Raw genomic sequence first — 12,859 nt, forward strand, 5'->3', positions numbered from 1 at the left:
GCATCTGCACTTCATTTCCAGCCACACCTCTACGGATGAATCGGATCAGACCCATGCGTACAAAAAACCGGGACTCACGCAAGGGAGCCCCGGTCACTGAAGGAACAGGGAAGCTTGATGGATGCCGGCAGGGGATGGGGGTTGTCCAGCATCATTTTCAAGAGCACCGCCGCGTACTGTCCCATGGTGAAGCTGTCCAGCCGGACGCTGGAAAGCGGAGGGTTGGTGTAGCGCACATCCTCGATGTCATCGAATCCCACCAGGGATACCTCATTGGGAATGCGGATATCATGGGAGGCCAGAGCCGCACAGACCCCGATGGCTATGGGATCACTGGCACACAGGATGCAGGTCGGCAGCGGATCCGTCAAAGCCAGTTTCAGACCCATTTCATACCCCGATTCCCGGCTGAAACGCCCTGTCATGAGGTAAGGTTCGTATTCGAATCCCAGCTGCTTCGCATAGGACCGGAAAAACGACAGGCGCGGATCGGGATACTCCGTCTCGTCTTTCAGCGACTCGGTGCCAGTCACGAATGCCACCCGTTTGTGTCCTTTTTCAGCGATCCGGTCCATGACGTCTTTCATGGCAGCCTCGAAATCAAAGGATATCGTGGTGAACGAAGGATCTGTGGAACTCATGTCCACAAAGACCACACTGGGACACTGACTGGTGAATTCGACCATTTCATCATGGGAGAACTTGCCCAGGCAGATCAGGCCGTCAATGGTGCCGAAGACCTCCCGGATGTTGGCATCCGCCTTGAACATCCGGATGATCTGCAGCTGCTCCCTGGCACAGTATTCCTCGATCCCGCTTCGGATGGACAGATAATACGGATCGGCGAGTTCCTGCTCCAGGCTGTACCAGTGCAGGATCCCGATGCGTCTGGGATCTTTGTTTTTCCTGGCTTTCTTGACATACCCCAGTTCATTGACGGCATCCAGGATTCTCTGGCGGGTGGAGTCCGGAAGCGAGAGCCGGGGGTCGTTGTTCAGAAACCGGGATACAGCGGCCTGGCTCACGCCGGCCAGAGCCGCCACTTCTTTGAGAGTTGCCATGGAGTACCTGCCTTTCCTAACGATTATATCAGTAATGCCATGGAAAGGCATCACCGGTAATATTTTACCAGAGAATCATACACGGAAACGATTATACTGTGAATATCCTTCGTGTAAACGGTTACGATTACCGGAATATTAGTAAAAAATTATTAGAATTTAGTAAAAATGAATTGACGGGAGACGGTAGAGTTTACTACAATACAAACAGATAAAAAAGGAGAAACAAGTATGCAGGAAACTCTCAATCAACTGATTCAGTATGCCCTGGATCATCAGATGATCGACCCGGAAGAGACTGACTACTGTGCCAATAAACTGATCGACCTGTTCCAGGAACCGTCATTTGCGAAACTGGAGACAGCTTCAGCCCCCCTGCCGGAGATCATGAACCGTCTGCTGGACGAGGCAGTGAAGCGCGGACTCATGGAAGACACCGTGACAGCCAGGGATCTGCTGGATGCCAGGATCATGGACATCGTCATGCCCCGTCCAGGGGAGGTCATCCGGCGGTTCCAGGCCCTGTATGCACAGGACCCCGCCAGGGCCACCGACTGGTTCTACGACCTGTCCATCCGCTCCAACTACATCCACAAGGACCGGACGGACAAAAACATCAAGTTCGAGAGAAACACGAAGTACGGCCCCGTGCAGATCACCATCAACCTGTCGAAGCCGGAAAAAGATCCGAGGGAAATCGCAGCCGCCCGCAGTCAGAAGTCCACGGGATATCCGGCCTGTCTGCTGTGCAAGGAGAATGTGGGATTTGCCGGCCATGCAAGTCACCCCGCCAGACAGAACCTGCGCATCATTCCGCTGAATCTCGGCGGCAGCAAATACTACATGCAGTATTCCCCGTACATCTACTACAACGAACATTGCATCATCTTCAACGAACAGCACATCCCCATGCGGGTGGACCACGATACTTTCGAGCACCTGGCGGATTTTACGGATCAGTTCCCGCACTACTCCCTGGGATCCAACACGGACATCCCCATTGTCGGCGGGTCGATCCTGACACACGACCACTATCAGGGCGGACATCACCATTTCCCGATTGAAGATGCCGAAGTCCGCCATCATACTGAAATCGACGGCGTATCTGTGGATCTTCTGAACTGGCCGCTGACCACCCTGCGCCTGCGCACCGACAACAGGGAACAGCTCATTGCCCTGGCAGACCGCATCCTCGCAGACTGGATCGCCTGGGAGGATTCGGAAGCCGGTATTCTCCGGGAAACAGACGGGGTGCGGCACAATGCCATCACACCGATCCTCCGCAAAAAAGACGGCATCTACGAACTGGATCTCGTGCTGCGCAACAACCGCACCACAGAGGAATACCCCCTGGGAATCTTCCATCCTCATGCCGAACACCACCATGTGAAGAAGGAGAACATCGGCCTCATTGAAGTCATGGGACTCGCAATCCTCCCCGCGAGACTCAAGGAGGAAATGAAGCTCATCGAACAGGTGCTGGCCGGTTCCCTGGATGTCGCGGACGATCCCCGGCTTGCTCAGCATGCACACTGGATCGAAGAGCTGAAGACCCGGTGGGATGGAACCACAGACATGGATGATTTCCTGCAGCAGGCGCTCACGGACAAGTTCGTGAAGGTCCTCGAGGATGCGGGGGTCTACAAAACAGACGAAAAAGGACTCCAGGGCGCACTGCGGTTCCTGGAACAGGTGAAACATGATCAAAACTGAAACATGGGACGGATTTGTCCTGGTCACGCTGGCCAGTGATAAGATCCGTGCAACGTTCATGGATCTGGGCGCCACAATTCTTTCCCTTTGTGTCCGTGACAGACACGGAGACTGGCAGGATGTGGTGCTTGGATACGAATCCCTGACGGATTACGAAACATACAAAGGCTATCTCGGTGCCATCATCGGCCGCACAGCCAACCGCATCCGCGAGGGACGGTTCACGCTGGAAGGCACCACATATCAGCTCCCGGTTAACAACGGTCCCAACAGCAATCATGGGGGCGAGAAGGGCTTCGCATTCCGGCCCTTCACGGTGGCAGAAACGACCGAAGACAGCGTGACCTTCGCCCTGCAGTCTCCGGATGGAGAAGAGGGCTATCCGGCGAACCTCGATGTGGCGGTGACATACCGCATCGAAGGATCGACACTGGTGATCGAATACGATGCAACACCCGACGGGACCACGCTGGTAAACCTGACCAACCACGCCTATTTCAACCTGGATGGCCAGGCTACATACATCGGCGACCACTGGCTGCAGATCCAGGCGGACGCCTATGGCCATGTGGACGGAGACATCCTGTTTACGGGGGAAACCGAAGACGTGACGGGCACGATATTCGATTTCCGCAAAAGCCGGCGGATCGGCGAGGCGCTGGAAAGCGGCGACGGGCAGATTGAAACCGCCACCGGCCTCGACCACCCGTTCCTGCTGAACCGGGAAACCGATGCAGTGCGGCTGTACAGCGAAAAAACCGGCATCTCCATGACGGTGTCCAGTTCCTGCCCGGTCTGCCAGATCTACTCCGGCAACTTCCTGGCGGGGGAGACCGGAAAAGACGGACAGCCCATGAACCGTCAGACAGCTGTGTGCATCGAAACGTCCTATCCAGCGGATGACATCAACATCCGGAACGAACAGTCGAAAACAATCGTAAAGAAAGGAGAAAGCTGGAAGGAATGGACGTCCTTCCGGTTCGAGACAGATCATGAAAGCCAGTGAACTGAAGACAAAATTTGAAAACGGGTCCTGTGATGACCTGCTGCTGGATCTCTACGGAGACAAAGACATACTGGACATGGAGCGCGACCGCTATATCTATGCCCTGACGTCCTTCATCCAGCGGTTCGGGGACCTGGAGGTCTCGGTGTTCACCGCGGCGGGCCGGACCGAGGTGTCGGGAAACCACACCGATCACCAGCACGGGCGTGTCCTTGCAGCGAGCGTGAACCTGGATTCCATTGGCGTGGCAGCAAAAGCCGACGATGTGATCGAGGTTATGAGTGATGCGTTCCCCATTGAGACGCTCTCTGTCTCGGATCTGGAAAAAGACCCGGCGCAGGAAGGCACCAGCGAGGCGCTGATCAAAGGCGTGTACCAGGGATTCGTGAATGACGGATACCACATCGGGGGCATGAAGGCCTTTGTGACCAGCAACGTTCTGGCGGGTGCGGGGCTGTCCTCCTCTGCCAGCTTCGAGGTGCTCATCGGCTGCATCCTCAATGGCTTCTACAACGGCAACGACGTGCCGCTGCCGGAAATCGCCAAAATTGCGCAGTATGCCGAGAACGAATACTTCGGCAAACCCTGCGGCCTGATGGACCAGTGCGCCTGTGCCTGCGGCGGGCTGGTGACGATCGACTTCCAGGACCCGAAACAGCCGGTGATCGAACCCATCCCGGTGGACTTTGCAAAATACGGCCACTCCCTGTGCATTGTCGACACAAAGGGCTCCCATGCGGATCTGACGGATGAGTATGCGGCGATTCCCTCGGAAATGAAGACTGTGGCCAGGGCCATGGGGCAGGAAGTGCTCCGGGATGTGAAGGAAGCCGGTTTCTACGCGGCGCTGCCGCAGCTGCGGGAAACCTGCGGCGACCGGGCCGTTTTGCGCGCCATTCACTTCTTCAATGAAAACAGACGGGTGCCGGTGATTGTCGATGCGCTGAAGGCCGATGATTTCGAGGCGTTTCTGGCGGGGATCAATGCGTCGGGAAACTCGTCCTTCGAGTACCTGCAGAATGTGTTCCCGAAAGGGGCCGACCGTCAGATGGAAGTGGCCCTGGGCCTGGCGCTGGCCCAGCAGGCGCTGGAAGGAACCGGTGCCAGCCGCGTGCACGGCGGCGGATTTGCCGGTACGATCCAGGCCTTTGTGCCGGATGAAAAAGTGCCCGCCTTCCGGGACCTCATGGAGAGCTGCTTCGGCGAAGGCAGCTGTCACGTCCTGAAGATCCGGAAATACGGCGGCCACCAGGTACTGTAGAAAAAGACCACGGATCAGAACTGACAGGAAAAAGCGGAGAGGTGTCTGTTGCAGGCCCTCTCCGTTTTCTGTGTCCCGGTCAGGGTGACGGATGCAGATCCTGTTCTGCTGCGGATGATGGAGGACACGGACTTTGACAGCCAGGTCCCGGGCAGGGAAGTTCCAGGGCAGGCAGGCCCTTTTTTATAATTTCGGAAAGAGGACTGTCATCTGCAGTCGACAAGGAGGTCCCGTCCCATGAACTCCAGCCGGTTTCTGGCATTTTACGATGCAGTGCTGGCGATCGTCATGACGATCCTGGTGCTGAGTTTCAACATTCCCGATCCTGACAGCTGGCAGAACATCGCCCGGATGATTCCGGGATTTGTGTGCTACGCCGCCTCGTTTTTCTGGCTGGGACTCATGTGGATTTCCTCCTACATGGCCTGGGGAAAGGTGGAAGTGGTCTCCGAACGGTCCCTGTTTTATATGCTTGTGTCGCTCTTCTTCAGTTCCTTTTTTCCCTTTGCGACGGGACTGGTGGGACAGGACATGAATTCCGTGGTGGCAGAGGTGTTTTATGGTGTGGTCGTGCTGTGCATCACGGTTTCAAACATTGCCCTGACTGGCTCCATCAACCGGGACCACAGCCAGCCGGTGCTGCGCACCCTGTTTCTGCTCCCTGCGCGGACCACAGTCATTGACGTGCTGATCAAGATCGTCGGGCTCCTGCTGTGTGTTTTTGTCTGGCCGCCGGCCATGAGTGTCTGCATCATGCTCGCAGTTGTGGTGCTGACGTTCCGCCTGTTCTGGGACACCCGCCTGCCGCACCTGACGGGGAAGAAGGAAGCGGTGAAGAAAGCCCTGGCTGCACAGGAAGACGAAGAGGGCAGCAAGACGTGATTTGCAGGAGCGGGATCCAAAAACACGAAAAGAGCCGGGTGTGAGATCCGGCTCTTTTCGCTGTGATGTCATGATGTCCGGTGTCGAATGCCTTTGAGTTTCCTTGCCACCCTGAGCAGGCTGTATCGGACGGGATCCACGGGGATTTCAAAATCTCCGGGAAGTTCCCAGATTTCTCCGTTGAATCCTTTCTTGAAGGCGTAGACACCGCTGTCGACGGCATCATCCCCAAATTCACCGGAAATGCCATACAGGTTGTATCTCGCATATCCCTGCTCCAGGCAGTGTTTCAGCATCTGCCAGTGCATGGCATAGGGACCGCAGAACCAGGCATATCGTTCGTCGTAGCCGCTCATCAGGCAGATGACTTCCTGGCCGTAGTCGAAGAAAATCCCTGCGGCGAGCTTGAGCACAGGGCCGTCCGCTTCAAAGGTTTCGGCTTCTTCCAGGTGCTTCTGGACAGAGGCGGTTTTCTGTTCGATTTCCTTCAAGCGGTTGAGCATTTTCTTCGAACGGATGCGGGCAATACTGTCCTCTGTTTCTGCCTGCTGTTGCCGGAGTGTTTCCAGTGTTTTTTGCAGCCTGCCCGTGTAGTCCTGCAGGCTGATTTCCGCCACGAGAAACTTCACTGCGCCGGAGTCATGGAAGGCATTCCAGAGGCGTCGGGTATAGTCGTCGCTTCTCCAGGAAAACTCATGCTTGTCCCCGGCATGGGAAAACATTTCGTCGATCAGGGGGAGTTCTTGTTCAGAGAGTTCCCGGACCCGGACGCCAAAGTCCATGGCCCGGCGAATGCTGCGGGAACATTTGTGTGCAAAGGAATCGAGCATTGCCTGCGGACTGTCAAAGTCTGTGGGAATCACATACATCCACCGGGGTTCTGTGGAGTTGTCGATACCATGCACGAATCCCCTGTGACGGGCGCCTGCGGCCATGAGCTGGTCGTACATGCCCTGACAGCGGGATCCTTGGACGGCTTTGCCATCCAGGGTGTGTTTCTCGTAAACGGCGTACGGATTCAGAGTCCAGTACATCACATGCTTCTGTTTCAGGAAGTCCCGGACAGCCTGCAGGGAGGCGGTGACCTGGGATCCGGTATAGTCCAGGATGGGGCCGCGCGGGCTGCCGGCATGCAGTGCGCCAAAGTGCGAAGGTTCCAGCACAACGTTTGTGGCCCCGGTGAGGGTATCGGTATCGTCGAAGATGCCCAGATACAGGACGTGCCTGCCCCGTGCCTCCTGCATATCACCCATCATAGTGGTCTGCCAGACATTGTCCAGCGAATGACGCTGCAGGAACTCTGTATAGATTGCTTTGCTGATTTCCCTGGCTTGCATGGATGCCTCCATTATCTTATGCGGGCGGATATCTTATGCGGGCGGACAGCCGTGGCTGGAATTGTCAGCCAGCCGCAGGTCGACCTCATATATTGCTGTATGACTTTAGTATGCCACAGTTTGAAAGAAAACAAAAAGCGCAGAAGCCAGTCCGGCAAGTACAGACCGTCATACGGCTTTCCTGACGGATCGGAGCATCAAAAAGCCGGCTGTCGTCAGTCGGCTGAAGAGATCCCGGATCGGAGGTTTCCCTCTTTGGCAGGCAGATCTGCAATCAGTCCGGCAATGGTCTGGAACGAGCGGAACTGGTCCGGTGTGATCCCGTCTGTTTGCAGACAGTCAATGTCCAGCACCGCGATGACAGTCTCATCCTGCATCAGCGGGAACACGGCTTCCGATCTCGACTCGCTGTCACAGGCGATGTGACCCGGGAAGGCATGAACGTCCGGGACGAGCAGAGGCTCTTTTCGGGAAGCACAGGTTCCGACCACCCCGGTGCCCGCAGCAATCTCCATGCAGGCGGGTTTGCCGACAAAGGGCCCCAGGTACAGGGAGCCGTCAGGGTCTGTGAAGTAGAGACCGGCCCAGTTGATGGAGTCAGCCGACCAGTAAATCAGGGCCAGGATGTTGCAGATGGCGGACAGGGAATGAGGGGTGTCGCACAGGGCCTGTGCCTGTGCAACCAGGAGTGTGTCTGGTGTGTTGTTCATGGTTCCGTTATACCACAGCAGGCGGTCCTGGCTGCACAAAGGCCGCAGGCAGGAAACTGTCAGAAGGACCGGTACGCTACTATACTTTCTTCAGAAGACGGAGAGACCACCAATGGAGCGACCATGACAGACTGCACGAATTTTGACCGGTACAGACCAGTGATGGACACCATATCCGAACTGACCAAAGATACCATGGCCCCGCTGAAGATGCAGAGTGAACCGGCCATGGGCCTCGAGGAATACTATGCCGCGCATACAGACTACATGGATCCGGACGCCAGAGTGGTGTTTGTCGGTATCTGCCCGGGGTTTGAACAGATGAAGCTCTCCTTTGACCTGGTCAAGGAGCTGCAGGGACTCCCGGACGAAGATGTATTGCGCCAGGCCAAGATCCAGGCCCGGTTCGGCCGCTCCATGCGGCGCAATCTCATCGAGCTCGCCGACCGGACAGAACTGCCGGCTCTTCTGCATATTGACAGCTGCCGGACGCTGTTCGATCCGGACTGCCGGCTGATGGATAATACGGCCCTTCTGCCGTATCCCATATTCCGCAACGGAAAGAACTATACGGGACACGCTCCGAAGATTTCCCGCTCCCCCATGCTGACACAAATCTGTGACAGACAGCTGCAGAAAATCCTGGCGGCCTATCCAAAGGCGGTGTTCATTCCCCTGGGCAAGTCGGTGGATGAACAGCTGCGGCTGTCCGGTGTGCTCCCGGCTGAGCGGATCGTTTCGGGGTTTCCTCATCCTTCGGGGGTCAATGGACACCGGTTCCGGCAGCTGGAGGAAAACCTGGAGGCCATCAACCGCCGTCTGGGGGAAACGCTTGGGAACACGAAAGGAGACAAGAGACAGGATGCATGAACTGAAACTGAAGCGGAGCTATGAGCCCGAATCTGAAGAGGATGGGGCGCGGATCCTGGTGGACCGGCTGTGGCCGCGGGGAGAGTCGAAGGTGAAGGCTGACTTGACGGAGTGGGACAAGTCCATTGCCCCGGAGAGCGGACTGCGCAGGGCGTTCCATGAGGGAGAACTGAGTTTTGAGGAATTCAAAAAGAAGTATCTGGCACAGCTGGATGCCTCTGACGACGCCAGGGTCTTTGCCAGCCATGTGAAGGACCTGCTGGAGAAAGGGAATGTAACGCTCCTGTTTGCCAGCAAAGACGAAGCTCACAACAATGCGGTGGTGCTGAAGGAGTGGCTGGACCAAAAGCCGGGACTGGACCGGTCCTGACAGAGCACACAAAGAAACACACGGGCAGCTGATCCCTGTTGGGCAGGCTGTCCGTTTTCTTTGCAGGCAGGGTTACCGGTACAGGTCTGTTCCTGTATCGGTCAAAAAAAGCAGTAAAATGACTGCTCTTTTCCGAGAATTATCAGTGACTTTACTGCTTTTTCCTGAATTGACAGGAGTGATTCATACATTGTGCGCTCAGTTGAAATCCGGAACCAGCGGGTCCCAGATCAGCCGCTGCTGTTCTTTCAGTGCGTAGAACATGATCATGTAAAATGGCAGATACAGTATTTCTCCTTCTGCTTTCACGTCGCTTTTGCAGAAGACGATTTTCCGCTGAAACTGCCAGTCCTTTACCTGCAGTGCCTTGTCCAGAGCCCTGTGCTTTTTATAGTCTTTTCCTGATTTGATTTCCAGAATATCGATGTCTTTTCCGTTCTGCACAACAAAGTCCAGTTCTCCTGTGGACTTGGAATCATAATAAAACAAATCCAGTCCCTTCGATGCCAGCGCCTGGGCAAAGACGTTCTCCAGAATACTGCCGGAATTGATGTCCAGTTCTCCCTGCAGGAGCTCGAATTGAATATTGCCAAGGCTCATGGCAGTCAGCAGACCCGTATCATTCAGGAACAGTTTGAACAGGTTTCTTTTTTCATTCAGACGGAGAGGAGATACAGGTGCCGATGTATTGTAGCAGGGGAGGGCGACGCCGGCTTCTTCCAGCCAGAGAAAGCTGCTTTCCAGGCCCCGCATCTGCTGTCCCTTTCCCAGCGCATTGAGACGGAACCGGCGGTTTTTGTCGTCCAGCTGAGAGGGAATGGAATCGAAAATCTGACGGATTTTCAAACTCATGAGCCCCTGTGCGTATTTGAAAATATCCTGCCGGTACAGGGACAGGATTTGTTTCTGAATATAGACGGTCTCTGTAATGTCCCGGGTACTGACATAGGTCTGCACCACTTCAGGCATTCCACCCACCACGATATACGTTTCAAAGATTCGCAGCATCCGGTCATGAACCGCACCTTGCACCGCCTGTCTTCTTTCAAAGCAGTCTTTGAGATACTGTATGGTTTCCAGCGGATAGTTCAGCGCCCAGAGAAACTCCTCAAAATCCATGGGATACATATTGAGCTGTTCCTCAAATCCTACCGGCAGAGATTTGACCGGATTATACTGGATCCCGAGAAGAGATCCCGTTTCCAGGTAATGTGCGGACCCTTCTTCGACCAGAAACTTAATGGCGGTTCTTGCCGCAGGACACTCCTGAATCTCATCCAGAATCACCAGCGTGTTTCCCGGGATGATGGATTGCCCGGTGTAGGCAGTCAGCTGAGTAAGGATCGTTTCCGCTGCTCCCTGACGGAAAATCCTGGCAGCTCCAGGATCGTTATAGAAATTGATTTCGATGACAGCGTCATAGTTCTGCTCGCCGAAATGTCTGGCCAGTGTGGATTTTCCCACCTGGCGGGCACCCATAAGGAACAGCGCCTTGGACCTGGCCCGTCTGTTTTTCCACTCCAGCAAATCCTGATACAGTTTTCGTTTCAGCATAAATTACACCGCCTTCACTTCTTTTAGAACATCTCTGATTTATGGAAAAATCAGTATTTTTACTGCTTTTTCTCAGGAATTATCAGTCATTTTACTGATTTTTCTAAAAAGAGCCTGCATGCACCTGTGACAGCGCCCACGGTAACCAGCCAGTTTTCCGCCGATCCCGCAATCCCCTACTGGCAAATACCTCAGGATCCGTGACTGAGGGAAGCGCAACGCCTTCCGGCGGTCTATAATGAAGAAGACATTGAACGCTCAAATCAAAGAGGCTGAAGGAGGAACTCATATGCTTCGAATCGGAATGCTGACCAGCGGCGGCGACTGCCAGGCCCTGAACGCCACCATGCGTGCAATTTACAAATCTGTGGCCCACAACGCAAAGGAACCCTTTGAATTCTACGGATTCCAGGATGGGTACAAGGGCCTCATGTACAACAAATACAGAATGCTGACAGGGGATGACTTCACGGGAATCCTCACCGTCGGCGGGACGATCCTCGGCACAAGCCGGGTACCGTTCAAGGACATCCGCAAGCCGGATGAAAACGGCAACGACAAAGTCGAGATGATGAAACATACCTACAACGAGCTGGAGCTCGACTGTCTGGTGGTGCTGGGCGGCAACGGTTCCCTGAAGACCGCCAACCTGCTCTCCCAGGAGGGACTGAATGTCATCGCCATGCCCAAGACCATCGACAACGATCTCTGGGGAACGGACATGACCTTCGGGTTCCAGTCCGCGGTGGACATTGCCACGAGGGCAATCGACGAGATCCACACCACGGCATCCAGTCACGGACGGGTGTTCATTGTGGAGATCATGGGGCACAAAACCGGCTGGCTGCCGCTGAATGCAGGCATTGCCGGCGGCGCGGACATCATTCTGCTGCCGGAGATCCCCTACAGCATGGACAAGATCGTGGAGGTCATTGAGAAGAAGAAGACCAACAACGCCGGCCGGTTCATGATCCTGGCGGTGGCCGAAGGCGCCATTTCCCAGGAGGACAAGAAGCTGTCCAAGAAGGAATACAAGAAGCAGCTGCAGAACTACATGTTCCCGTCGGTGTCCTACAAACTCGCGGCGGAGATCGAAGAACGCACGGGGCGGGAAGTCCGCGTCACGGTGCCCGGGCACACACAGCGCGGTGGCATGCCGGATGCCTACGACCGGGTTTTTGCCAGCCGTCTGGGATCTGAAGGCGGGCGTATGATCTGCGAAGGTGCCTTCGGGTTCATGGTGGCATACAGAAACCGGGAAATTGTCCGGGTTCCCCTGGAAGATGCCGCCGGCAAGCTGAAGCTCGTGCAGCCGGATTCGACGATCATCAACGAAGCCCGTATGCTGGGGATCAGTTTCGGAGACTGACATGCCGGCATTTCCGATGTTTGTGGATCTCTCACAGAAATCGGTGCTCATTGTCGGCGGCGGTCAGATTGCCCTGCATAAAGCAAAAGCCCTGGAGCCCTTTGGCCCAAGGCTCTTTGTTGTCGCACCGGATGTGGACACCGCCTTTGATGAGATGCCCTCTGTCACGGTGCGTAGAAAGGAATACAGCGAGGATGATCTGAAGGGCATGGATATGGTCGTAGCTGCCACGGATGATTATTGCCTCAATGCACAGGTGGCGGCGGATGCCGGAAAACACCAATTGCCGGTGAATGTGGTGGATGAACCGGATCTGTGCGGGTTTTATTTCGGCAGCATGATCACCGAAGGAGATCTGACTGTTGCAGTTTCCACGGATGGGGCCAGTCCTGCCGCAGCCAGAGAGCTGAAAAAGAGGATCCGGGAGGTACTGCCCAGGGATGTGGAAGCATCTCTGGCGGTGATGAAGGCCCTGCGGCCCTTGGTAAAGCGGGTGTATCCGGATCAGAAACAGCGAAGTCGGGTGCTCAATGGGCTCACGAAGCGGGTGATGGAGGCGGATGCGGTGTGTGAGGGAGAGACAGAGAAAAAATAGGGGAGTCAGTCAGCTTTAGCGGCATTCCGAATCTGTCTACAGCAGCGGACAGGCACAGGAGCTCAGATCAGACCATCTGTCCGGACAGTACAGGTGGAACAGGGGGACAGCCGTAACAGGTGACCGGATAT

At 55.4% G+C, this 12,859-nt stretch carries 12 protein-coding genes; 8 read left to right on the forward strand and 4 right to left on the reverse strand.

Going from position 1 to position 12,859, the window contains the following annotated elements:
* Window positions 1–74: 74 nt before the first annotated feature.
* Window positions 75–1,061: a LacI family DNA-binding transcriptional regulator gene (locus aalo17_RS01385; protein WP_067554585.1), complete on the reverse strand. Its 987-nt coding sequence runs from the start codon at window positions 1,059–1,061 to the stop codon at window positions 75–77.
* 231 nt (window positions 1,062–1,292) lie between these two features.
* On the opposite strand from aalo17_RS01385, the gene aalo17_RS01390 reads away from it, so the two are divergent.
* The 4 genes from aalo17_RS01390 (at window position 1,293) to aalo17_RS01405 (ending at window position 5,923) form a co-directional block, all read left to right on the forward strand.
* On the forward strand, window positions 1,293–2,774 hold the full coding sequence (locus aalo17_RS01390) for a UDP-glucose--hexose-1-phosphate uridylyltransferase (protein WP_067554587.1): 1,482 nt from the start codon (window positions 1,293–1,295) through the stop codon (window positions 2,772–2,774).
* A complete protein-coding gene (locus aalo17_RS01395) occupies window positions 2,761–3,780 on the forward strand; it encodes an aldose epimerase family protein (RefSeq protein WP_067554590.1) in 1,020 nt (339 codons plus the stop codon). Before aalo17_RS01390 ends, aalo17_RS01395 begins: the two co-directional genes overlap by 14 nt.
* Window positions 3,767–5,041: a galactokinase gene (locus aalo17_RS01400; RefSeq protein ID WP_145907411.1), complete on the forward strand. Its 1,275-nt coding sequence runs from the start codon at window positions 3,767–3,769 to the stop codon at window positions 5,039–5,041. Before aalo17_RS01395 ends, aalo17_RS01400 begins: the two co-directional genes overlap by 14 nt.
* Window positions 5,042–5,278: 237 nt before the next feature.
* On the forward strand, window positions 5,279–5,923 hold the full coding sequence (locus aalo17_RS01405; RefSeq protein WP_067554596.1) for a TMEM175 family protein: 645 nt from the start codon (window positions 5,279–5,281) through the stop codon (window positions 5,921–5,923).
* A gap of 68 nt (window positions 5,924–5,991) precedes the next feature.
* On the opposite strand, the gene aalo17_RS01410 is transcribed toward aalo17_RS01405, so the two are convergent.
* Both aalo17_RS01410 and aalo17_RS01415 read right to left on the reverse strand, forming a co-directional pair.
* Window positions 5,992–7,260, reverse strand: coding sequence for a peptidoglycan bridge formation glycyltransferase FemA/FemB family protein (locus tag aalo17_RS01410; protein ID WP_067554599.1), 1,269 nt, complete (start codon window positions 7,258–7,260; stop codon window positions 5,992–5,994).
* Window positions 7,261–7,475: 215 nt separating this feature from the next.
* On the reverse strand, window positions 7,476–7,970 hold the full coding sequence (locus tag aalo17_RS01415; protein ID WP_067554602.1) for a GAF domain-containing protein: 495 nt from the start codon (window positions 7,968–7,970) through the stop codon (window positions 7,476–7,478).
* A gap of 123 nt (window positions 7,971–8,093) precedes the next feature.
* Here aalo17_RS01415 and aalo17_RS01420 point away from each other — a divergent pair, with 123 nt between their 5' ends.
* Both aalo17_RS01420 and aalo17_RS01425 read left to right on the forward strand, forming a co-directional pair.
* On the forward strand, window positions 8,094–8,840 hold the full coding sequence (locus aalo17_RS01420; protein ID WP_067554605.1) for a hypothetical protein: 747 nt from the start codon (window positions 8,094–8,096) through the stop codon (window positions 8,838–8,840).
* A complete protein-coding gene (locus aalo17_RS01425; protein ID WP_067554608.1) occupies window positions 8,833–9,210 on the forward strand; it encodes a DUF488 domain-containing protein in 378 nt (125 codons plus the stop codon). The genes aalo17_RS01420 and aalo17_RS01425 overlap by 8 nt, the downstream gene beginning before the upstream one ends.
* 198 nt (window positions 9,211–9,408) lie before the next feature.
* Here aalo17_RS01425 and aalo17_RS01430 read toward each other — a convergent pair whose 3' ends face one another.
* Window positions 9,409–10,764: an ATP-binding protein gene (locus aalo17_RS01430; RefSeq protein ID WP_067554611.1), complete on the reverse strand. Its 1,356-nt coding sequence runs from the start codon at window positions 10,762–10,764 to the stop codon at window positions 9,409–9,411.
* Between the two features lie 289 nt (window positions 10,765–11,053).
* Between aalo17_RS01430 and aalo17_RS01435 the strand changes: the two genes are divergently transcribed.
* Together aalo17_RS01435 and aalo17_RS01440 are read left to right on the forward strand one after the other, a co-directional pair.
* Window positions 11,054–12,133: a 6-phosphofructokinase gene (locus aalo17_RS01435; RefSeq protein ID WP_067554614.1), complete on the forward strand. Its 1,080-nt coding sequence runs from the start codon at window positions 11,054–11,056 to the stop codon at window positions 12,131–12,133.
* A gap of 1 nt (window position 12,134) precedes the next feature.
* Window positions 12,135–12,728 carry a precorrin-2 dehydrogenase/sirohydrochlorin ferrochelatase family protein gene (locus aalo17_RS01440; protein ID WP_067554617.1) on the forward strand — a complete coding sequence of 198 codons (594 nt, stop codon included), beginning with the start codon at window positions 12,135–12,137 and terminating at the stop codon, window positions 12,726–12,728.
* Window positions 12,729–12,859: the final 131 nt, after the last annotated feature.

The sequence above is a fragment of the Faecalibaculum rodentium genome (genome assembly GCF_001564455.1).
In the GTDB taxonomy this organism is placed as follows: domain Bacteria; phylum Bacillota_I; class Bacilli_A; order Erysipelotrichales; family Erysipelotrichaceae; genus Faecalibaculum; species Faecalibaculum rodentium.

What these genes read in the sequence shown, in the direction of transcription:
- aalo17_RS01440 (WP_067554617.1), top strand. Translation starts at nt 12,135, where the DNA reads ATGCCGGCATTTCCGATGTTTGTGGATCTCTCACAGAAATCGGTGCTC.
- aalo17_RS01395 (WP_067554590.1), top strand. Translation starts at nt 2,761, where the DNA reads ATGATCAAAACTGAAACATGGGACGGATTTGTCCTGGTCACGCTGGCC.
- aalo17_RS01390 (WP_067554587.1), top strand. Translation starts at nt 1,293, where the DNA reads ATGCAGGAAACTCTCAATCAACTGATTCAGTATGCCCTGGATCATCAG.
- aalo17_RS01415 (WP_067554602.1), bottom strand. Translation starts at nt 7,970, where the DNA reads ATGAACAACACACCAGACACACTCCTGGTTGCACAGGCACAGGCCCTG.
- aalo17_RS01385 (WP_067554585.1), bottom strand. Translation starts at nt 1,061, where the DNA reads ATGGCAACTCTCAAAGAAGTGGCGGCTCTGGCCGGCGTGAGCCAGGCC.
- aalo17_RS01410 (WP_067554599.1), bottom strand. Translation starts at nt 7,260, where the DNA reads ATGCAAGCCAGGGAAATCAGCAAAGCAATCTATACAGAGTTCCTGCAG.
- aalo17_RS01400 (WP_145907411.1), top strand. Translation starts at nt 3,767, where the DNA reads ATGAAAGCCAGTGAACTGAAGACAAAATTTGAAAACGGGTCCTGTGAT.
- aalo17_RS01435 (WP_067554614.1), top strand. Translation starts at nt 11,054, where the DNA reads ATGCTTCGAATCGGAATGCTGACCAGCGGCGGCGACTGCCAGGCCCTG.
- aalo17_RS01420 (WP_067554605.1), top strand. Translation starts at nt 8,094, where the DNA reads ATGACAGACTGCACGAATTTTGACCGGTACAGACCAGTGATGGACACC.
- aalo17_RS01405 (WP_067554596.1), top strand. Translation starts at nt 5,279, where the DNA reads ATGAACTCCAGCCGGTTTCTGGCATTTTACGATGCAGTGCTGGCGATC.
- aalo17_RS01425 (WP_067554608.1), top strand. Translation starts at nt 8,833, where the DNA reads ATGCATGAACTGAAACTGAAGCGGAGCTATGAGCCCGAATCTGAAGAG.
- aalo17_RS01430 (WP_067554611.1), bottom strand. Translation starts at nt 10,764, where the DNA reads ATGCTGAAACGAAAACTGTATCAGGATTTGCTGGAGTGGAAAAACAGA.